We start from the raw sequence: 18,962 nt of genomic DNA, 5'->3' as shown, positions 1-18,962 counted from the left end.
GCCTCCTCAGACCGCTATCGGGGTGTAGACGGAGTTCTTCTCGGCGCTCTCCTCCACCGCGGCGAGCACGCGCTGGACCTGCAGTCCGTCGGCGAAGGAGGGGTCCGGGCCACGGCCCTCGGCGATCGCGCGCACGAGGTCGCGGGCCTGGTGGACGAAGGTGTGCTCGTAGCCGAGGCCGTGGCCCGGCGGCCACCAGGCGTCCAGGTAGGGGTGGTCGGGTTCGGTGACGAGGATGCGGCGGAAGCCGGCGTGCGCTCCCGGTTCGGTGCCGTCGTGGTAGGACAGCTCGTTGAGCCGTTCCAGGTCGAAGGCGAGGGAGCCGCGCTCGCCGTTGAGTTCTATGCGCAGGGCGTTCTTGCGTCCGGTGGCGTACCGGGTGGCCTCGAACGAGGCGAGGGCGCCGGAGGGGAACCGGCCGGTGAACAGGGCGGCGTCGTCCACGGTCACCCGGCCGGTGCCGGCGACGGCGGTGGCGGTGGCGGACAGGCCGCCGGTGGTGCCGCCGGGCAGCGGGCGTTCGCGGACGAAGGTCTCGGTGAGCGCGGACACGCCGGCCAGACGTTCCCCCGCCAGGTGCTGCGCGAGGTCCACGATGTGCGCGCCCAGGTCGCCGAGCGCGCCCGATCCGGCCCGCTCCTTGCGCAGCCGCCACGTCAGCGGGAAGGCCGGGTCGACGAGCCAGTCCTGAAGGTACGTCACCCGCACGTGCCGCAGGGTGCCGAGCCGGCCCTCGGCGACCATCCGCCTCGCCAGCGCGGTGGCGGGCACCCTGCGGTAGTTGAAGCCGACCATCGCCAACTGGCCCCGCACGCAGGCCGCGTCGGCGGCCTCCGCCATCGCCTCCGCCTCCGCGACGGTGTTCGCGAGGGGTTTCTCGCACAGCACGTGCTTGCCGGCGGCGAGCGCGGCGAGGGCGATCTCGGCATGGCTGTCGCCGGGCGTGCAGATGTCGACGAGGTCGATGTCGTCCCGCGCGATCAGGTCCCGCCAGTCGGTTTCGGCCGCCGCCCAGCCGTGCCGGTCGGCCGCCGCGCGCACGGCCGCGCCGTCCCGCCCGCAGATCGCGGCCAGGACCGGGCGGCGGGGCAGGTCGAAGACGCGGCCCACGGTGCGCCAGCCCTGGGAGTGGGCGGCGCCCATGAACGCGTAGCCGACCATGCCGATGCGCAGCGGCGGCTTCTGCGCCCCGGCGTCGTCCGGCTGTTCGGACCCGGCCGTGTCCGGGTGCCCGGTCCCGCCCGCCGTCGGCCGCTCGGCCTGTGCCCCTGCTGACTGCTGCGGCTGTGCCATGCGGTTGCTCCTCCTCGTGCTCGTCGTGGTGGCGCCGTGGGGGTGCGGCGGGAACGGGTCACTTGAAGCCGGTGGACATGTAGCGGTCGACGTTGTTCTTGTCGACGACGGCCGAGTAGAGCGTGATGGACGCCGGGATCTCGTACTCGGCGAGACCGCCGACGCCCTTGCCCTGGCCGAGGGCGCGGGCGAGGTCGATCGCGGAGGCGGCCATGGTCGGCGGGTACAGGACGGTCGCCTTCAGGACACCGTTGTCCTGCTTGATGGCCTGGAACGCGGACAGCGCGCCCGCGCCGCCGACCATGAGGAAGTCGTGCCGTCCGGCCTGTGCGATGGCACGCAGCGCGCCCACGCCCTGGTCGTCGTCGTGGTTCCACAGCGCGTCGAAGGCCGGCTGGGCCTGGAGGAGCTGGGCCGTCTTGGCCTGTCCGGACTCCACCGTGAACTCGGCGGCCTGGCGTGCCACCTTCTTGATGTTCGGGTAGTTCTTCAGGGCGTCGTCGAAGCCCTGGGTGCGCTGCCGGGTCAGCTCCAGGTTGTCCAGGCCCGCCAGTTCGACGACCTTCGCGCCGGGCTTCCCCTTGAGCCGCTCGCCGATGTAGTGGCCGGCGCTGAGGCCCATGCCGTAGTTGTCGCCGCCGATCCAGCACCGGTACGCCTGCGGGCTGTTGAAGACGCGGTCGAGGTTGACGACCGGGATGCCGGCGCGCATCGCCTTCAGCCCGACCTGGGTGAGTGCCTTGCCGTCGGCGGGCAGCACCACGAGGACGTCGACCTTCTTGTTGATGAGGGTCTCGATCTGACCGATCTGCGCGGCGGTGTCGTTGGAGCCCTCGGTGATCTCCAGCGTGACGTCGGAGTATGTGCCCGCGCGGCTCTTGGCGTTGTCGTTGATGGCGTTGAGCCAGCCGTGGTCGGCCTGCGGGCCGGCGAAGCCGATGGTGACGTGCCTGCCGGGCTTGTCGTTCGCGGGCCGGTCGTTCGCGGCGGGCTTCTCGTTCTTGGGTTCGTTGCTCGTGCACCCCGCGAGGAAGGCGCCGGCGGAGACGGCTGCGGTCCCGAAGAGCAGTCCTCTGCGGCTCGCGAAGGGCGTCGGAGACGTGGTTGGCGTCGGAGGCGTCGACGGCGTCGGCTGTGACATGGCGGTGAACCCCTTCCTCAGGTCGTGCTCGCGGTACGGCGCTGGACCAGCACGGCGGCGACGATGATCGCGCCCTTGGCGATCTGCTGGACGTCGCTCTGCAGGTTGTTCAGGGCGAAGATGTCGGTGATGGTGGTGAAGATCAGGACGCCGAGCACGGAGCCGGTGATCGTGCCGCGGCCTCCGCTGAGCAGCGTGCCGCCGATGATCGCGGCCGCGATGGCGTCGAGTTCGTAGAGGTTGCCGTTGGTGTTCTGGCCCGAGCCGGAGAGGACGATCAGCAGGAAGGCGGCGATGCCGCAGCACAGTCCGGACAGCAGGTAGAGGTACAGCCGCTGACGGCGCACGTCGATGCCCGCGAGCCGGGCCGCCTCCGCGTTGCCCCCGACGGCGACCGTGCGCCGTCCGAAGGTGGTCCGGTTGAGCACCAGCCAGCCGGCGGCGGTGACGACGGCGAAGACCAGGACGAGCGGCGGGACGCCCAGCACGTAGGAGTCGCGTTCGCCGAGTCTCAGGATCCCGTCGACGGTGACGATCTGCGTCCTGCCGTCGGTGATCTGCAGGGCGAGTCCGCGCGCCGAGGCCAGCATGGCGAGCGTCGCGATGAACGGCACCATCCCGCCGTACGCGATGAGCAGGCCGTTGACCAGGCCGCACCCCACACCGACGACGACGGCGGTGAAGAGGATGCCCGCGAGGCCGTACTCCTGGGTCGCGACCGTGGTGGCCCATACGGAGGCCAGCGCCACGATCGCCCCGACCGACAGATCGATGCCCCCGGAGGTGATGACGAAGGTCATGCCGACGGTGACGACCCCGATCACCGATGCCTGGGTGAGGACGAGTTGGAGGTTGCGCGTGTCGAGGAACTCGTCGGGTCTGGTGATCCCGCCGATCACGACCAGGGCGGCGAGCACGCCGAGGAGCGAGAGGGTGCGGAGGTCGGCGCGGGTCGCGAGGGCGCGCCAGACGGGGAGCCGGACGGCCGGCGGCATCTTGCCGGTGCCGCCCCGCGGCGGGGAGACGGGCTGCGTCATGAGGCCGGGCTTCCTTCCATGACGAGGTCGAGGACGCGGTGCTCGTCGAGCGCGCGGGCGGGCGCCGTGTGGACGACGCGGCCCTCGCGCAGCACCAGGACGCGGTCGGCGAGGCCGAGCACCTCGGGCACCTCGCTGGAGACCAGCAGGACCGCGAGCCCCTCGTCGGCGAGCCGTCGCACCACGGCGTACAGCTCGGCGCGGGCGCCCACGTCGACGCCGCGGGTCGGTTCGTCGAGCAGCAGTACCCGGCAGCCGCGCAGCAGCCAGCGGGCCAGGACCGCCTTCTGCTGGTTGCCGCCGGAGAGCGTGCGGACCGGCGCGGAGGGGATGTCGGGGCGCAGGGACAGGTCGCGGGTGGCCGCGCGCGCCGCGGTCCGTTCGGCACCCCGGTCGATCCAGCCGCCGCGCGAGAAGCGGGAGAGGGAGGACAGCGAGACGTTGCGGGTGACGGACTCCAGCATGAGCAGGGCCTGCGCCTTGCGTTCCTCGGGGGCGAGCCCGAGTCCGGCGCGCACCGCGGCCCGTACGCTGCCGGGGCGCAACGGGCGCCCGTCGACGAGGACTTGGCCGGCGGTGGGTCTGCGGGCGCCGTAGACCGTCTCCAGGATCTCGGAGCGGCCGGAGCCGACGAGCCCGGCCAGGCCGACGATCTCACCCGGGCGCACCTCCAGGTCGAAGGGCTCGAACTCGCCGTCCCGGGACAGCCCGCGCACCTCCAGCACCGGCCGGCCGCCCGGCGGCGACGGGGGCCGCTCGGGGAAGACGTACTCGACGTTCCGTCCCGTCATCAGCGCCACGACCTCGCGGGTCGGTGTCGTCCTCGCCGGCAGGCCGCCCGCCACCGCGCGCCCGTCCTTGAGGACGGTCACCCGGTCGCCGATGCGGCGGATCTCCTCCAGGCGGTGCGAGATGTGGACGACGGCGACGCCGTCGGCGGTGAGGCCGCCGACGATGCGGAAGAGGTTGTCGACCTCGTCCGGGTCGAGGGCGGCGGAGGGCTCGTCCATCACGATGAGCCGTACGTCGTGGGAGAGTGCCCGCGCCATGGAGACGATCTGCCGCTGGGCCGCTGACAACTCGCCCACGAGGCGGGCCGGATCGATCTCGGGGTGGCCGAGCCGCCGCAGCAGCCGCGCGGCCGAGGCGCGCGCCGCCTTGGCCCGTACGACGAAGCCGGCGGCCGTGGGTTCATGGCCGAGGTGGACGTTCTCGGCGACCGACAGGTGCTCCACCAGGTCGAGTTCCTGGTAGATGGTGGCGATGCCGAGGCGCATCGCGGCGATGGGCGAGCGGAGCGTGACGGGCTCGCCGCGCCAGCGGATGGTGCCGGTGTCGGGCTGGTGCGCGCCGGCGAGGACCTTGATGAGGGTGGACTTCCCGGCCCCGTTCTGGCCGAGGAGGCAGTGCACTTCACCGGCCTGGACGTCGAGGGCGACGCCGTCGAGGGCGCGGACGCCGGGGAACGACTTGGTGATGCCGGACATGCTGAGCAGCGGTGGTTCTGGTGCCATGTGGGTTCCCCTCGGCGGGCATGCGGGCCGGTTCCAGGGCACGGCGCGTGCCGGGGCGCGCGTCGTCAGGGCAGAACAGAGCAGGAGGTTTGTGTGGTCCTGCGGGCCGTGCGGGTCGTCCTGCGGGCCGTGCGGGTGTCGCTGCGGTGCGGATCGCTTACGCGGGTGAGAACAGGTGGTCGCTGATGAGGCGGGCCGCGCCGATGACGCCGGCGTTCTGGCCCAGCTCACCCAGCACGATGGGCAGGTTGCCGGTCGCCAGCGGCAGCGACTGGCGGTAGACCTGGGTGCGGATCGCGGCGAGCAAGGTGTGGCCGAGGCCGGTCACCCCGCCGCCGATCACCACGAGTCCGGGGTTGAAGAAGCTGACCAGTCCGGCGATGACCTGGCCGGTGCGGGTGCCGCCGTCCCGGATGAGGTCGAGCGAGGTGGCGTCGCCCGCGGCGGCCGCGGCGGCGACGTCGACGGCGGTGAGGGCGCCGTTGGTCTCCAGCCGGGAGGCGAGTTCCGCCGAGCGTCCCTGCTGGGCCGCCTCCAGCGCGTCCCGGGCGAGGGCCGCGCCGCTGAAATGGGCCTCCAGGCAGCCCCGGTTGCCGCAGGCGCACGGACGTCCGTCGGGCACGGCCTGGATGTGCCCGATGTCGCCGGCGCTGCCGGTCGTGCCGCGGTGGACCTCACCGCCCACGACGATGCCGCAGCCGATTCCGGTGCCGATCTTCACACAGAGGAAGTCGCCCACGGAGCGCGCGACGCCCGCGTGCTGTTCCCCCATGGCCATCAGGTTCACGTCGTTGTCGACCATGACCGGGCAGCCGAGTTCCTGGCTGAGCGCCTCCCGCACGGGGAAGCCGTCCCAGCCCGGCATGATCGGCGGGGCGACGGGCACACCGTCCGGGAAGCGGACCGGGCCGGGGACGCCGATGCCCGCGCCGTCGAAGCCCTCCGCCAGGCCGGAGACCTTCAGCTTCGCGGCCATGGCGAGGACCTGCTCGAAGACCGCGACGGGGCCCTCGCGCACGTCCATGGGCTGGTTGAGGTGCCCCAGTACCTCCAGTTCGGCGTTGGTGACCGCGACGTCGACCGAGGTCGCGCCGATGTCCACACCGAGGAAGCGCAGGTTCGGCGCGAGCCGGACGTTGTGGGAGCGGCGGCCGCCACGGGAGGCGGCGAGCCCGTCGGCCACGACGAGCCCGGTCTCCAGAAGCCGGTCCACCTCCACGGCCAGCTTGGAGCGGGACAGGTCGACCTGATCACCCAGTTGCGCCCGGGACTTGGGCCCCTGGTCGCGCAACAGCTTGAGCAGCCGGGCCTGGTGGGCGTTCGCGGGACGTGCGGTCATGCGTCTCACGAGCCCCTCCCCGCCTCATGTCGGCACCTGGAACCGGTCTTTCGAGGGGAACGTAGCAGCGGCTGCCGGGGCTGGGAAGAAGTCGCGCAGGAATTGGGTACGACTTTCTCCACTCACAGGACAAAGCCGGGTTCGGCGGGACCGGCTGTCGCCGGACCGGCCGCGTGGACGGCGGTGCCGGCGGCCGCGGCGACGGCCCGCCCCGCCGGGGCGTTCCCGGCGTGAGCGGGGTTCAGGAGGCCGTCCGGGCGTGGTACGACCGCCGCGTGTGCTCCGTGTGCTCGCGCATGAGCCGTGTGGCACGCTGCTCGTCGCGGTCCGCGATCGCGGCGATCAGGGCACGGTGCTCGTTCCAGGACTGCTGTCCGCGCTGGCGCGCGACCGGTGTGTAGTACCAGCGCACCCGTCGGTCGACCTGCCCGGCCAGCTCCGCGAGCACCGCGTTGCCCGCCAGTTCCATCACCTTGGTGTGGAAGCGAGCGTTCAAGGCGACCGCGGCGTCCACGTCGTCGCCCGCCACGGCCTGCTCGCCCTGCGCGCACAGTTCCTCGAGGGCCGCGACCCCGGCGCTGCCCGCGTTGGCGGCGGCGAGCCGGGCGGCCTCCGCCTCAAGCAGCGTACGGACCGTCAGGAGCTGGTCGGCCTCCTCCTCGGTCGGCTCGTGCACGAACGCGCCCTGGGCGGGCCGCAGATCGACCCACCCCTCGGTGTTCAGCCGCTGCAGCGCCTCGCGCACCGGCTGCCGGGAGACCCCTAGATGCCCGGCCAGTTCGCTCTCCACGAGGTGCTGGCCGGGCTGGAGGGCGCGCGTGGTGATGAGTTCGAGGAGCGCCTCGTAGACACGGTCGCGCAGCGGGCCCGGCCGTTCGAGCTTGGGCACCGCTCCCTGCGGCAGTCCTGTCGACAACATCGCGGTCCCCCTCCAGGGCAACGGCAGCGCGGCAGCCGGAAAGCCAGTATGGATTGTCTTTCGTCTACAGTCTACGGCGTCCAGAGGCCAGGGCCGCGGGGAGTCGGCCTCGTCACATCATCCCGGCACGGGTCCTGCGGACGGCACCCGGCCCGCCCCGGAGCGGGGCGCACACCGGCTACGGACAGCGCACGACCTGTCCCGCGTACGAGAGGTTCCCGCCGAACCCGAAGAGCAGCACGGGGGCGCCGGACGGGATCTCCCCGCGCTCGACGAGTTTGGAGAGCGCGAGCGGGATGCTCGCCGCCGAGGTGTTCCCGGAGTCGGCGACATCGCGGGCGACGACCGCGTTCACGGCCCCGAGCCTCTCGGCGAGCGGCTCGATGATGCGCAGGTTCGCCTGGTGCAGCACGACTCCGGCGAGGTCCTCGGGCGTGAGCCCGGCCCGCTCGCAGACCCGGCGCGCGATCGGTGGCAGCCGGGTGGTGGCCCACCGGTACACACTCTGCCCCTCCTGCGCGAACCGGGGCGGCGTGCCCTCGATGCGCACGGCATGCGCCATCTCGGGCACCGAGCCCCACAGCACGGGTCCGATCCCGGGCTCGTCCCCGGGCGGGCACGCCTCGACCACGGCGGCCCCGGCGCCGTCCCCGACCAGCACGCACGTCGTACGGTCGGTCCAGTCCGTCACGTCGGACATCTTGTCGGCGCCGACGACAAGGGCCCGCCGGGCCGCGCCCGCGCGCACGGCGTGGTCGGCGGTGGCGAGCGCGTGGGTGAAGCCGGCGCAGACGACGTTGACGTCCATGGCCGCCGGGGAGGGGATGCCGAGCCGGGCCGCCACGCGGGCGGCCGTGTTCGGCGAGCGGTCGACGGCCGTGGACGTGGCGACCAGCACCAGGTCGATGTCACCGGGCATCAGGCCCGCTGCGGCGAGCGCCTTCGCGGCGGCGTGCGCGGCCAGTTCGTCGACGGGCTCGTCCGGCCCGGCGATGTGGCGCGACCGGATCCCGACCCGGGTCCTGATCCACTCGTCGCTGGTGTCGACCATGCCCGCCAGGTCCTCGTTGGTGAGGACCCTGGCGGGCTGGTAATGGCCGACGGCGGCGATGCGTGAGCCGTGCATGGGTGGTTCCCCCTCGGTGCCTGGGTAGCGGGATCCACCAGTCTGATCAGTGACTCATGGGTACGGCGGCACGTGAAGCGACAGGAATGGCACGTCAGCGTTGTCGGCTTCCCGCAGACGCCCGGACGCCCCCGCATGCCGGTGGGGCCGCCCCGGCCTCACCCGGTGAAGAGCTGCTTGGCCTTCAGTACGAGTTCGTAGAGGCCGTAGCACAGGGGAGCCCCCACCCACAGCCAGGAGAGGGCGATCAGGAACCGCCGTTCAGGCGGGCTGCTCTCGGCGTCCATCGGCGGCCTCCTTCGGTGCGGGGATGTGGTGGCGGGGGTGGACGGGCCGGATCAGCTCGTTGGCGACGAATCCGATGACGAGCAGTCCGATCATGATCATGAGGGACAGGCCGTAGAGGGACGCCCCGTGCTTGCCCGCCTCCTTCTGGTGGTCGGCGATCCAGTTCACGATGAGCGGCCCGAGCACGCCGGCGGTCGACCAGGCGGTCAGCAGCCGGCCGTGGATCGCCCCGACCTCGTACGTCCCGAAGAGGTCCTTCAGATAGGCCGGGACGGTGGCGAAGCCGCCCCCGTAGAAGGAGAGGATCACCAGCGCGCAGAGGATGAACAGGGGCTTGGAGGAGTCACCGAACGAGGCGATGAGCAGGTACATCAGCGCGCCGACGCCCAGGTAGACGCGGTAGATGTTCTTCCGCCCGATCAGGTCGGAGGTCGACGACCAGCCGATGCGGCCCGCCATGTTGGCCGCCGACAGCAGCGCGACGAAGCCGGCGGCCGCCGAGAGCGACACGGGCGTGGACGTGTCCGCGAAGAAGTCCGTGATCATCGGGGCGGCCTTCTCGAGGATGCCGATGCCGGCGGTCACGTTCATGCAGAGCACGATCCACAGGCACCAGAACTGGGGGGTACGCACGGCGCTGCGGGCGGAGACCTGCACGCCCTCGACGGCGCTGGGCCCGGACGCGAGGGGCCTCTCGGTGCGCGGCACCCGCACCAGCAGCACACCGAGCGACATGAAGACGGCGTACGACAGCCCGTGCACGAGAAAGGCGAGCGCGATCCCCGAGGGGTCGGTGCCGAACGACTGGAGCATCTGCGCCGACCAGGGCGAGGCGATCAGCGCGCCGCCGCCGAAGCCCATGATGGCGATGCCGGTGGCCATGCCGGGCCGGTCGGGGAACCACTTGATGAGCGTGGAGACGGGCGAGATGTAGCCGATGCCGAGCCCGATGCCGCCGACGAAGCCGTAGCCGAGGACGATCAGCCAGTACTGCTCGGTGGCCGCGCCGAGCGCCGAGAGCAGGAAGCCGGACGAGAAGCAGACGAGGGCCACGGTCATCGCCCAGCGGGGCCCGTTGCGCTCCACGAGCGTGCCGCCGAACGCGGCGGACAGGCCGAGCATGACGATGCCGAGCTGGAAGGGCAGCGCGCTCTGCGTGCCGCTGAGGTGCAGGGCGGATTCGAGGGGCGGTTTGAACACGCTCCAGGCGTACGCCTGGCCGATGGAGAGGTGGACGGACAGAGCGGCGGGCGGGACCAGCCAACGGCTCCATCCCGTGGGTGCGACAGGAGGGCTCATGGGTCCCGAACCGTAGAAAATTCAACGGGAGTTGAGAACCCGTCACGTAGACGGTATGCGATGAACGGTATCCCGCGTGCGGTGAACGGTCGCCGCGTCGGGCAGGGCATGCCCGTGCCATGACCGCGGCGGCCGGTCTTCATGCCGGTGTTTGCGGATCTTCGGGTGGATATGGGCCGAGGTGAATCCCTTCGGTCGGCCCGGCGCTTCGGCCGGCCCGGCGCTTCGGCCGCCGGTGGCCTGCCGGTGGCCCGTGGAGGCGAGCCACGGCCGGATATCCCCCGTGAGTTCCACCTGTCCGGGGGAGATGGACAGCGGAATCTGCCCTACGGTCCGAGCACCACGCGATCGACTTCGCGTGAGGCAGGAGGTAGTGCCTTGCATGCACAGACCATGGACCCGGTACGGACCAGCGACCACTCGCTGCCGGAACACCATCTGGCGCTTGATCTCGTGCGGTCGACCGAGGCTGCGGCGATCGCAGCCACGCACTGGGCGGGCCGGGGCGACAAGCACTCCGCCGACCAGGCGGCCGTGGACGCGATGCGCGCGAAGATGAGCACGCTCCCGTTCAACGGCGTCGTGGTGATCGGCGAGGGCGAGAAGGACGAAGCGCCCATGCTCTACAACGGCGAGGCCGTCGGCGACGGGCGTGGGCCTGCCTACGACGTCGCGGTCGATCCGATCGACGGAACCACGCTGACCGCCAAGGGAATGAGCAATGCGCTCTCGGTGCTCGCGGCGAGCCCGCGGGGATCCATGTTCGATCCTTCGGCCCTGTTCTACATCGACAAGCTCGTCACCGGTCCGGCGGCCGCGGCGCTCGTCGACATCACCGCGCCGGTCGCCGACAACGTGCGCGCGGTCGCCAGGGGCAAGGGCGTGGACCCCAGGCATGTCACCGTGTGCATGCTGGACCGGCCACGGCACAAGGACCTCGCCGACCAGGTGCGTGCGGCCGGCGCACGGGTCAGGTTCATCCCCGACGGCGATGTCGCGGGGGCGGTCATGGCAGCGCGCGAGGGCACCGGGATCGACATGCTGCTCGGCATCGGCGGCACTCCGGAGGGGATCATCGCGGCCTGCGCCGTCAAGTGCCTCGGCGGCGTGCTCCAGGCCCGGTGGGCGCCGCGTGACGAGAACGAACGACGCGGGGTCCTGGACGCCGGCCATGATCCCGACCGGGTGTTCTGCACCGACGACCTCGTCACAGGCGACGGCGCGATCTTCGTGGCGACCGGCATCACCGACGGGGACCTGATGAGCGGTGTCCGTCACGGCCCGGACCGGGCCACCACGGAGTCGCTGGTCATGAGCTCGCGCAGCAGGACCGTCCTGCTGGTGCGCAGCGAACACCGGCTCGACCCGGCCGGGCACACGGCGCCGACGGCGACCAGCACCACAACCAAGGCATGACAGTCCATGGGCCGGGCGGCAGCTCGGCCGACGAGAAGGAGACGAACACGTGACCGATCAGCTGGCAGCCACGGCCGCCGCGATGGTGGAGCGCGGCAAGGGCATCCTCGCCGCGGACGAGAGCATCGGCACCATGTCCGACCGGCTCCAGCAGGTCGGCGTGGAGCCCACCGAGGAGAACCGCCGGGCGTACCGGGAGATGCTGGTGACCACGCCGGATCTCGCGAACGGTGTCAGCGGCGTGATCCTGTGCGAGGAGACGCTGCGGCAGTCGGTGGCCGACGGCAGGCCGTTCCCGGAGGCCATGCAGTCGCTGGGACTGCTCCCGGGGATCAAGGTGGACACCGGCGCCAGGCCGCTGGCGGGAGCGCCCGGTGAGACGGTGACCGAGGGGCTGGACGGTCTGCGCGGACGGCTCTCCGAATTCGCCGCGCTGGGGGCGCGGTTCGCCAAGTGGCGCGCGGTGATCACGATCGGCGAGAACCTGCCGAGCGCGCGGGCCCGGCATGCCAACGCCCACGCTCTGGCCCGCTACGCGGCGCTGTGCCAGGAGGCCGGCGTCGTGCCGATCGTCGAGCCCGAGGTGATGATGACCGGCGCACACTCGATGAGCGACTGCGCCGCGGTGACCGCTCAGACGCTGGCCGAGGTCTTCGCCGAGCTGCGGATCGCCGGGGTCCGCCTGGAGGGCATGGTCCTCAAGCCCAACATGGTGGTGCCGGGCAAGGACTCGGGTGAGACTCCCGGGCCCGAGGAGGTCGCCGCCGCCACGGTGGGTGTGCTGCGTGACACGGTGCCGTCCAGCGTCGCCGGAATCGCGTTCCTGTCCGGTGGCCAGAGCGCCTCCGCCGCCAGCGCGAACCTGGACGCGATGCAGAAGCTGCCCGCGCCGTGGCCGCTCACCTTCTCCTTCGGCCGGGCCCTGGTGGCCCCGGCGCTGGAGGCCTGGGTCGGGAAGGCCGAGCTGTGGGAGACCGGGCAGAAGGTGCTGGCGCACCGGGTGGCCTGCAACACGGCCGCCCTGGCCGGGAACTACAGCGAGGCGCTGGAAAGCGCCGCTGCGTGACCGCGTCGGCGCGGCCGCGGCGGGCGGTCATCTTCGATGTGGACGGCACCCTGGTGGACAGCGAACGGCATGGCCACCGGGTGGCGTTCAACGCCGCCTTCGCCGCCGCGGGCCTGCCCCACCGGTGGGGGGCCGAGGAGTACGGTCGGCTGCTCCGTATCACCGGTGGGCGCAGGCGGATCGCGGCATGGCTCGAAGAGACCGGTCTTGGCGCCGAGGAGGCCGCGGTGCTCGCCGCCGGCCTGCACAAGGACAAGACCGAACGCTTTCGCGTGCTCGTCGAACAGGGACAGATCCCGGCGCGCCCCGGGGTCCACGACCTGATCGACCGTCTCGCCGGCGCCGGTGTGACGCTCGCCGTGGCGACCACGGGTTCCCGGGAGTGGGTCGAACCGCTCCTGGACGGGCTGTTCGAGCCGGGCACCTTCGAGACCGTGGTGACCGGCACCGACGTACCCCTGCTGAAGCCGGATCCGGCCGTCTACCACGATGTGCTGGCGCGCCTCGGGCTCGGGCCCGGGGCCGCGCTGGCCGTGGAGGACTCCGAGAACGGGCTGCGCGCGGCACTCGGCGCCGGCCTGCGGTGCGTCGTGGTGACCAACGACTACACCAGCGGTCAGGACTTCAGGGGGGCGCTGGCCGTGGCGCGGAATTTCCCGAGCCTGGGGGCGCTGTTCGACGCATGGTCCTCGGTCAGCCGAGCGGCACCCGAGCGGTGACCGTCGTGCCCTCACCGGGCCGTGACCGCACTTCGAGCCGGCCGCCGATGAGTTCGGCACGTTCCTCCATGCTCGTCATGCCGTACCCGTCGGTGGCCGGCGCCTCCCCGAACGCCGTGGAGCCGCGGTCGAAACCGCGCCCGTCGTCCCTGACCCGAAGGATCACTTCGCCGGGCGTCGTCGCAACGCTCAGATAGGTCCTCGTGCACCCGGCGTGCTTGACGACGTTCTGCAGGGCCTCCTGCGCGATGCGGTACAGGGCGATCGCGACATGGTCGGGCAGCTCGCACTCCTCGGCGTCCACGACCACCTCCAGGCCCGCGACGGAGCGGGCCAGACTGGCCAGGCTGTCGGCGAGGCCGAGGTCGTCGAGGACGGGCGGACGCAGGTCGTTGATCGCCGCGCGGGCTTCCTCGGACGTGAGATCGGCCAGTTGCTGCGCCCGCACCAGTTGTGCGGCGGCGAAGTCCACGGACTCGTGGAGCGCGCCGGCCGCCGCGTCGAGGTGGAAGCGCAGGCTGCACAGGCGTTGGGTGATCCCGTCGTGGATGTCGGCCGCCAGGCGTCGGCGCTCCGCTTCCTGTGCGGCCACGACCTGTTCGGTGAACCGCTCGTGGATGCGCTCGCGCAGGGCCAGCCGGCGGTGCAGCCTGGCCTGGTGGATCACGCCGGCGACCAGGGCGCCGATCGAGGTGAGCACCCTGATGTCCCGCTCCGTGAATTCGCGGCGGAGCCGGGTGTGCACGTTCAGCACCCCGACCAGCCCGCCGGGGCGCGTGGCCATCGGTACCGAGACCATCGAGGTGAAGTCGCGGCCGCGCAGCTCGGGAAAGTAGCGGTAGCGCAGGTCGCTCTCCTTGTGCTCCGTGATGACGACGGGCTCCTGGTGGCTGGCCACCCAGCCCGCCACCCCGTCCCCCAGGGGCAACCGGATGCGGCCCACGTGCTCGTCGAACGGAGGCGTGGCTCCCGCCAGGGTGAGCGATCTTTCGCCGTCGTCGAGGACGTGGACGAAGCAGACGTCGGTGGCGGTGGCGGTGACGATGAGGTCAGCCACCTTCGCCGCGAGGAGTCCCAGTTCCGGCCCTGCCGAGATCGCCTCGATGATGCCCACCAGCAAGGTGTTCTCCTGGCAGGCGTCGGGGAGTCCGAGGCCTTCTGCCGCGGTCATCGGAAGATTCCTTCCCTCAGGGCCACCGCCACGGCATTGGCCCGGTCGTTCACTTCGAGCTTGCGGAAGATCGCCCGTACGTGGCTCTTCACCGTCTCGTCGCCCAGCACGAGCCTTCCGGCGATCGCCTTGTTGGACAGCCCGGCCACCAGCAGGCCCAGGACCTCGCTCTCCCGCTGGGTGAGGCCCAGCCGGGCGCCCGGCCAGAACTCACCGGCCTGCAGACGGGCAGCGGAGGCGACCACGCGTCCGGCCATGGTGGGATCGATGACCGTCTCGCCCGCGGCGGCCATCTCCAGATGCCGGACCAGGCCCTCGCCGTCGATCCACTTGAGCAGATAGCCGGCCGCACCGGCGCGCAGGGCCTGGAACAGGTACTGCTCGTCGTCGTAGGCGCTGAGCAGCACCACCCGCCTCTTGGGGTCTTTCTCGACCAGTCGGCGGCACAGGTCCAGGCCGCTCAGCGGGCCGCGCAGCCGTACGTCCAGCACGACGACGTCAGGGTCGAGCCCCGCGACCAGTCGCTCGGCGTCGACCGCGGTGATCGCCTGCCCGACGACGCGGACCCTGCCCCAGAAACGGGCGAGGACAGCCTTGAGACCTTCAAGGACCATCTCGTGATCATCCACGAGGACAAGGCGCAGCGGCTGCTTCTTCATGCGATGAGCCTACGAAAAGATGCACGTAAATCGAGGGGCCGGGCGGCCCTGAACCTGCCGACAGCGGAAATCCCCCTGGTGGATCCCCCAAGCGGGGGGGACCTGCGCGACCTCCGGTGGCCTACCTTCGGCCCACGCCGTTGATCAGGAGGTCGCTCCATGCAACCTACCGTGGTACGACCACGCATCGTTCCCTCAGTCCTGCCCGCGGACTTCTCCCGTCTCGGGGAAGAGTGCCGGTCCCTGGAGCAGGCCGGTGTCGACCGGATCCAGTGGGACGTCATGGACGGATCGTTCGTCCCCAACATGACCATGGGTCCCGATGTCATCGCCTCGGTCCGCCCGCAGGTCGGCCTCGAGTTCGAGGCGCACCTGATGGTCCAGGACCCGGACCGGATGCTGCCCCACTGGGTGTCGGCGGGCTGCTCGCTCGTCATCGTGCACGCCGAGGCGTGCACCCACCTGCACCGGACGCTGGCAGCGGTGCACGAGCTGGGCGCGCGTGCCGGTGTGGCGCTCAACCCGGCGACGCCGGCCAGCGCCGTGGCGCACGTGCTCGACCTGGTCGATCTGGTGCTGGTGATGACCGTGAACCCGGGCTTCGGCGGCCAGGAGTACCTGGCGTCGATGGAGCAGAAGATCGCCGAGGTCCGCTCGCTGATCCAGGACCAGCCGCACGAGATCGAGCTCGAGGTCGACGGCGGGATCGGACGGGACACCATCGGCGGCGCCGCACGGGCGGGCGCGACGACGTTCTGTGCCGGCAGCGCGCTGTTCCGGCACCGGGACAGGCTCGCCGACGAGGTCGCCCATCTGCGCGGGCTCGCGGAGTCGGCGCTGGCGGACTCCGCTCACGGCAAGGACGCGGCCTGATGGCGCCGGGGCCGGGAAGCGGTACGCGGCCCGCCGGGACCGTCGCCGGGGCGCAGCACGGCCACGGCACACCCGACGAGGTGGACGCGCTGGCCGTCAAGACCATCAGGTTCCTCGCCGCCGACGGCGTCCAGGCCGCCAAGAGCGGGCACCCCGGCATGCCGATGGGTGCCGCCGCCGCGGCATGGACGCTGTGGTCGCGCTTCCTGCGGCACGACCCCGGCGAGCCGCAGTGGGAGGACAGGGACCGTTTCGTGCTCTCCGCGGGCCACGGGTCCATGCTGCTGTACTCGTTGCTCCACCTGTTCGGCTATGACCTTCCCCTCGACGAGCTGCGCCGGTTCCGCCAGTGGGGCTCGAAGACACCCGGACACCCGGAGTACGGCCACACCCCCGGCGTGGAGGTGACCACCGGGCCCCTCGGCCAGGGCATCGCCACGGCCGTGGGCCTGGCACTGGCCGAGCGCATGCGGGCCGAGCGCGGCAACACCGACGAGCACACCGTGGTCGACCACCGCACCTGGGTGATCGCCGGTGACGGCGACCTGATGGAGGGCATCAGCCATGAGGCGGCCTCCCTCGCCGGTCACCTCGGCCTGGGCCGTCTGATCGTCATCTACGACGACAACGACGTGACGATCGACGGGCCGGCGGTCCAGAGCTGCTCCGACGACGTGCACGGCCGGTTCACCGCGTACGGCTGGCAGACCCTTCGCGTGGCCGACGGCAACGACATGGAGGCGCTGACGGCCGCGTACGCGGAGGCGGTGGCGGACGAGACACGGCCCACGCTGATAGCGGTCCGGACCGTGATCGGCGACGGAGCGCCCACCATGGCCGGGACCAGCAAGGTCCACGGATCTCCGCTGGGCGAGAGCGAGCTGGCCGCGGCGAAGGAGGCGGCCGGCTGGCCCGCCGAGAGCTTCCACGTTCCCGAGGAAGTCGCACAGCGCTGCAAGGAACTGGGCGAGCGCGGCAAGGCCGCGCGGCTGAGCTGGGAGAAGACCCGTCAGAGCTGGCAGCAGGCCGACCCGGAGCTGGCGGCATCCTGGGACACCGCCGCTCAGCCGCCCGCCGACCTGGAGAAGCTGCTGCCGGTCTTCGAGGCCGGCACCGCGCTGGCGACCCGTGAGGCGTCGGGTGCCACACTCGCCGCGATCGGACCCGCCTACGCCGGACTCGTCGGCGGGTCGGCCGACCTCGCCGCGTCCACCAACACCACCATCCCCGGAGCCGGGGATGTCCGCCCCGGCTCCTTCGCGGGCCGCACGGTGCACTTCGGTATCCGCGAGCACGCGATGGCGGCGATGCTCAACGGGATGACGCTCCACGGAGGTCTGCGCGCCTACGGCAGCACCTTCCTGGTCTTCTCCGACTACCTGCGGCCCGCGGTGCGGCTGGCCGCCCTGATGAAGGTTCCGTCGGTGTTCGTCCTCACCCATGATTCGATCATGGTCGGGGAGGACGGGCCGACCCACCAGCCGATCGAGCACATCGAGGCCCTGCGGCTGATCCCGGACGTGATGGTGCTGCGCCCGGCCGACGCCAACGAGACGGCCGCCTGCTGGCAGACGGCGCTGCAGCATCAGGACGGCCCGTCCGTGCTGGTGCTCAGCCGGCAGAAGCTGACGGTGCTGGATCCGGTTCCCCGGGGCGCGATCGCGCGCGACGGTGCACGTATCGTCCGCGACGGCACCCGGACGCCGGACGTGGTCCTCGCCGCCACCGGTTCCGAGGTGGAGCTCGCGGTGGCCGCGGCCGCCGAACTGGCCGATCGAGGTGTCGTGGCCCGGGTCCTGTCCGTGCCGTGGCGCGAACGGTTCGAACAGCGGTCGGCCGAGGGCTGCGACCTCCTGCCCGACTGTCCGGCGGTGTGGATCGAAGCCGGTGTTCCGCACGGCTGGGCGGCTCTGTCCCGTCCCGGCGACAAGGTCATCGGGCTGCGCCGGTTCGGAGCCAGCGCTCCCGGCCCGACCGTCTACGCGGAACTGGGCTTCACCGTTTCCTCGGTCGTGCAGGCCGCGCTCTCCCTGACCGGGCCGGGGGGCGAGGAGGACGGCACGTCATGCCCAAGCTGATCAGAATGGAACGCGCCCGGGACAAGCAGAAGCGCCCGGTCATGATGGCCATCGCGGGAGACAGCGCCGCGGGCAAGACGACGCTGACCAAGGGACTGGTCAACGCGCTCGGCCCGGAGCGGGTCACGGCGATCTGCGTCGACGACTACCACCGCTACGACCGGCAGGAGCGCAAGAACCTGCCGTTCACGGCGCTGCACCCGGACTGCAACTACGTGAAGATCATGGAGCAGCATCTGCAGCTCCTCGCGATGGGTGAGCCCGTCCTCAAGCCGGTCTACGACCACGACACGGGGCTGCTGGCCCGCCCCGAGCTGGTCGAGCCGCGGGACTTCGTGATCGTCGAGGGGCTGCTGCCGCTCCACACGAGGATCAGCAGGGCCTGCTTCGACATCGCCGTCTACCTCGGCCCGCCCGAGGAGATCCGGCGGAAGTGGAAGATCGCCAGGGACACGCAGAAGCGCGGCTACCAGCCGGAGCAGGTGGCCGCGGAGCTGGAGCTCCGGGAGCCGGAGTCGGCGGCGTACATCCGGCCGCAGCGTGCCTTCGCCGACCTGGTGGTCCGGTTCGCGCCGATCGCCGGCCGCGACGACCCGCCGAACACGCCGCTGTCGGCCGAGCTTCTGCTGCGCCCGACCATCGGGCACCCCGGCCTCTCGACGATCCTCGACAGCAGCGAGCGGCGGTCGATCCACCTCAAGATGAGCAGGGACGAGGACGGTCGCCCGTGCGATGCCCTGCACGTCCACGGCTATGGCCCCATCGAGGAGAGCCAGGTCGTCCAGAAGGCGATCTGGTCGAGGCTCGGCGTCGACGCGGAACTGCCCGACACGCTGGGCGATCTCGGCACGGGGCAGCGCAGCGAGCCTTTGGGGATCACCCAGCTGCTGCTCCTGTACCACCTGCTGGATGCCGAGCGGTCGAGTTCGCATCAGGCCGCAGCCCGGTGACAGGCCCTCGCGGTCTGCATGATCGGCTGTCGTTTCCCCGATGCCGGCCGGTACGGGACGGCCGGCATCCGGCC

17 protein-coding genes are annotated in these 18,962 nt (G+C 71.7%); 6 read left to right on the top strand and 11 right to left on the bottom strand.

The window, feature by feature from the left end:
• Positions 1 to 6: 6 nt before the first annotated feature.
• The 9 genes from ACZ79I_RS33875 to ACZ79I_RS33835 all read right to left on the bottom strand — a co-directional run bounded on the left by ACZ79I_RS33875 (position 7) and on the right by ACZ79I_RS33835 (position 9,956).
• Entirely contained in the window at positions 7 to 1,293 is a 1,287-nt protein-coding gene (locus ACZ79I_RS33875) for a Gfo/Idh/MocA family protein (protein WP_471502661.1), read from the bottom strand.
• Between the two features lie 58 nt (positions 1,294 to 1,351).
• Positions 1,352 to 2,434: a substrate-binding domain-containing protein gene (locus ACZ79I_RS33870; RefSeq protein WP_471502659.1), complete on the bottom strand. Its 1,083-nt coding sequence runs from the start codon at positions 2,432 to 2,434 to the stop codon at positions 1,352 to 1,354.
• Positions 2,435 to 2,451: 17 nt separating this feature from the next.
• The gene (locus ACZ79I_RS33865) at positions 2,452 to 3,471 is read right to left on the bottom strand and encodes an ABC transporter permease (protein ID WP_471502657.1); all 1,020 of its coding nucleotides are present in this window, start codon (positions 3,469 to 3,471) and stop codon (positions 2,452 to 2,454) included.
• The gene (locus ACZ79I_RS33860; RefSeq protein WP_471502653.1) at positions 3,468 to 4,985 is read right to left on the bottom strand and encodes a sugar ABC transporter ATP-binding protein; all 1,518 of its coding nucleotides are present in this window, start codon (positions 4,983 to 4,985) and stop codon (positions 3,468 to 3,470) included. The genes ACZ79I_RS33865 and ACZ79I_RS33860 overlap by 4 nt, the downstream gene beginning before the upstream one ends.
• A gap of 157 nt (positions 4,986 to 5,142) precedes the next feature.
• Positions 5,143 to 6,324 (bottom strand): ROK family protein, encoded by a 1,182-nt coding sequence (locus ACZ79I_RS33855; protein ID WP_471502651.1) that lies wholly within the window; start codon positions 6,322 to 6,324, stop codon positions 5,143 to 5,145.
• Positions 6,325 to 6,565: 241 nt separating this feature from the next.
• Positions 6,566 to 7,243 carry a GntR family transcriptional regulator gene (locus ACZ79I_RS33850; RefSeq protein ID WP_471502649.1) on the bottom strand — a complete coding sequence of 226 codons (678 nt, stop codon included), beginning with the start codon at positions 7,241 to 7,243 and terminating at the stop codon, positions 6,566 to 6,568.
• A gap of 178 nt (positions 7,244 to 7,421) precedes the next feature.
• Positions 7,422 to 8,369: a beta-ketoacyl-ACP synthase III gene (locus tag ACZ79I_RS33845; RefSeq protein ID WP_471502647.1), complete on the bottom strand. Its 948-nt coding sequence runs from the start codon at positions 8,367 to 8,369 to the stop codon at positions 7,422 to 7,424.
• A 158-nt stretch (positions 8,370 to 8,527) separates the two neighbouring features.
• Positions 8,528 to 8,656, bottom strand: a complete 129-nt coding sequence (locus ACZ79I_RS33840) for an MFS transporter small subunit (protein WP_471502645.1) — start codon at positions 8,654 to 8,656, stop codon at positions 8,528 to 8,530.
• On the bottom strand, positions 8,631 to 9,956 hold the full coding sequence (locus ACZ79I_RS33835; RefSeq protein ID WP_471502643.1) for an OFA family MFS transporter: 1,326 nt from the start codon (positions 9,954 to 9,956) through the stop codon (positions 8,631 to 8,633). Before ACZ79I_RS33835 ends, ACZ79I_RS33840 begins: the two co-directional genes overlap by 26 nt.
• A gap of 393 nt (positions 9,957 to 10,349) precedes the next feature.
• Here ACZ79I_RS33835 and glpX point away from each other — a divergent pair, with 393 nt between their 5' ends.
• Genes glpX through ACZ79I_RS33820 form a run of 3 tightly spaced genes read left to right on the top strand, consistent with a single transcriptional unit; the run spans position 10,350 to position 13,157 of the window.
• Positions 10,350 to 11,372, top strand: a complete 1,023-nt coding sequence (gene glpX, locus ACZ79I_RS33830) for a class II fructose-bisphosphatase (protein WP_471505365.1) — start codon at positions 10,350 to 10,352, stop codon at positions 11,370 to 11,372.
• A 49-nt stretch (positions 11,373 to 11,421) separates the two neighbouring features.
• Positions 11,422 to 12,438, top strand: coding sequence for a class I fructose-bisphosphate aldolase (locus ACZ79I_RS33825; protein ID WP_471502641.1), 1,017 nt, complete (start codon positions 11,422 to 11,424; stop codon positions 12,436 to 12,438).
• Positions 12,435 to 13,157 (top strand): HAD-IA family hydrolase, encoded by a 723-nt coding sequence (locus tag ACZ79I_RS33820; RefSeq protein ID WP_471502639.1) that lies wholly within the window; start codon positions 12,435 to 12,437, stop codon positions 13,155 to 13,157. The genes ACZ79I_RS33825 and ACZ79I_RS33820 overlap by 4 nt, the downstream gene beginning before the upstream one ends.
• Here ACZ79I_RS33820 and ACZ79I_RS33815 read toward each other — a convergent pair.
• A complete protein-coding gene (locus ACZ79I_RS33815) occupies positions 13,132 to 14,328 on the bottom strand; it encodes a GAF domain-containing sensor histidine kinase (RefSeq protein ID WP_471502637.1) in 1,197 nt (398 codons plus the stop codon). The two genes, ACZ79I_RS33820 and ACZ79I_RS33815, sit on opposite strands and share 26 nt — an antisense overlap.
• Positions 14,325 to 14,987 (bottom strand): response regulator, encoded by a 663-nt coding sequence (locus ACZ79I_RS33810; RefSeq protein ID WP_471502635.1) that lies wholly within the window; start codon positions 14,985 to 14,987, stop codon positions 14,325 to 14,327. Before ACZ79I_RS33810 ends, ACZ79I_RS33815 begins: the two co-directional genes overlap by 4 nt.
• 159 nt (positions 14,988 to 15,146) lie before the next feature.
• Between ACZ79I_RS33810 and rpe the strand changes: the two genes are divergently transcribed.
• Genes rpe through ACZ79I_RS33795 form a run of 3 tightly spaced genes read left to right on the top strand, consistent with a single transcriptional unit; the run spans position 15,147 to position 18,888 of the window.
• Positions 15,147 to 15,860, top strand: coding sequence for a ribulose-phosphate 3-epimerase (gene rpe / locus ACZ79I_RS33805; RefSeq protein ID WP_471502633.1), 714 nt, complete (start codon positions 15,147 to 15,149; stop codon positions 15,858 to 15,860).
• A complete protein-coding gene (tkt, locus tag ACZ79I_RS33800) occupies positions 15,860 to 17,938 on the top strand; it encodes a transketolase (RefSeq protein ID WP_471502631.1) in 2,079 nt (692 codons plus the stop codon). Before rpe ends, tkt begins: the two co-directional genes overlap by 1 nt.
• On the top strand, positions 17,926 to 18,888 hold the full coding sequence (locus ACZ79I_RS33795; protein WP_471502629.1) for a phosphoribulokinase: 963 nt from the start codon (positions 17,926 to 17,928) through the stop codon (positions 18,886 to 18,888). Before tkt ends, ACZ79I_RS33795 begins: the two co-directional genes overlap by 13 nt.
• Positions 18,889 to 18,962 lie beyond the last annotated feature (74 nt).

The sequence above is a fragment of the Streptomyces sp. PSU-S4-23 genome (assembly GCF_055632315.1).
This window is presented reverse-complemented; position numbering and strand designations above follow the sequence as displayed.

Bases quoted from the DNA above. Each gene is read 5' to 3' on its own strand.
- ACZ79I_RS33870 (WP_471502659.1), bottom strand. From the start codon at position 2,434: ATGTCACAGCCGACGCCGTCGACGCCTCCGACGCCAACCACGTCTCCG.
- glpX (WP_471505365.1), top strand. From the start codon at position 10,350: ATGGACCCGGTACGGACCAGCGACCACTCGCTGCCGGAACACCATCTG.
- ACZ79I_RS33840 (WP_471502645.1), bottom strand. From the start codon at position 8,656: ATGGACGCCGAGAGCAGCCCGCCTGAACGGCGGTTCCTGATCGCCCTC.
- ACZ79I_RS33850 (WP_471502649.1), bottom strand. From the start codon at position 7,243: ATGTTGTCGACAGGACTGCCGCAGGGAGCGGTGCCCAAGCTCGAACGG.
- rpe (WP_471502633.1), top strand. From the start codon at position 15,147: ATGCAACCTACCGTGGTACGACCACGCATCGTTCCCTCAGTCCTGCCC.
- ACZ79I_RS33875 (WP_471502661.1), bottom strand. From the start codon at position 1,293: ATGGCACAGCCGCAGCAGTCAGCAGGGGCACAGGCCGAGCGGCCGACG.
- ACZ79I_RS33865 (WP_471502657.1), bottom strand. From the start codon at position 3,471: ATGACGCAGCCCGTCTCCCCGCCGCGGGGCGGCACCGGCAAGATGCCG.
- ACZ79I_RS33855 (WP_471502651.1), bottom strand. From the start codon at position 6,324: ATGACCGCACGTCCCGCGAACGCCCACCAGGCCCGGCTGCTCAAGCTG.
- ACZ79I_RS33860 (WP_471502653.1), bottom strand. From the start codon at position 4,985: ATGGCACCAGAACCACCGCTGCTCAGCATGTCCGGCATCACCAAGTCG.
- ACZ79I_RS33845 (WP_471502647.1), bottom strand. From the start codon at position 8,369: ATGCACGGCTCACGCATCGCCGCCGTCGGCCATTACCAGCCCGCCAGG.
- ACZ79I_RS33815 (WP_471502637.1), bottom strand. From the start codon at position 14,328: ATGACCGCGGCAGAAGGCCTCGGACTCCCCGACGCCTGCCAGGAGAAC.
- ACZ79I_RS33795 (WP_471502629.1), top strand. From the start codon at position 17,926: ATGCCCAAGCTGATCAGAATGGAACGCGCCCGGGACAAGCAGAAGCGC.
- ACZ79I_RS33810 (WP_471502635.1), bottom strand. From the start codon at position 14,987: ATGAAGAAGCAGCCGCTGCGCCTTGTCCTCGTGGATGATCACGAGATG.
- ACZ79I_RS33835 (WP_471502643.1), bottom strand. From the start codon at position 9,956: ATGAGCCCTCCTGTCGCACCCACGGGATGGAGCCGTTGGCTGGTCCCG.
- tkt (WP_471502631.1), top strand. From the start codon at position 15,860: ATGGCGCCGGGGCCGGGAAGCGGTACGCGGCCCGCCGGGACCGTCGCC.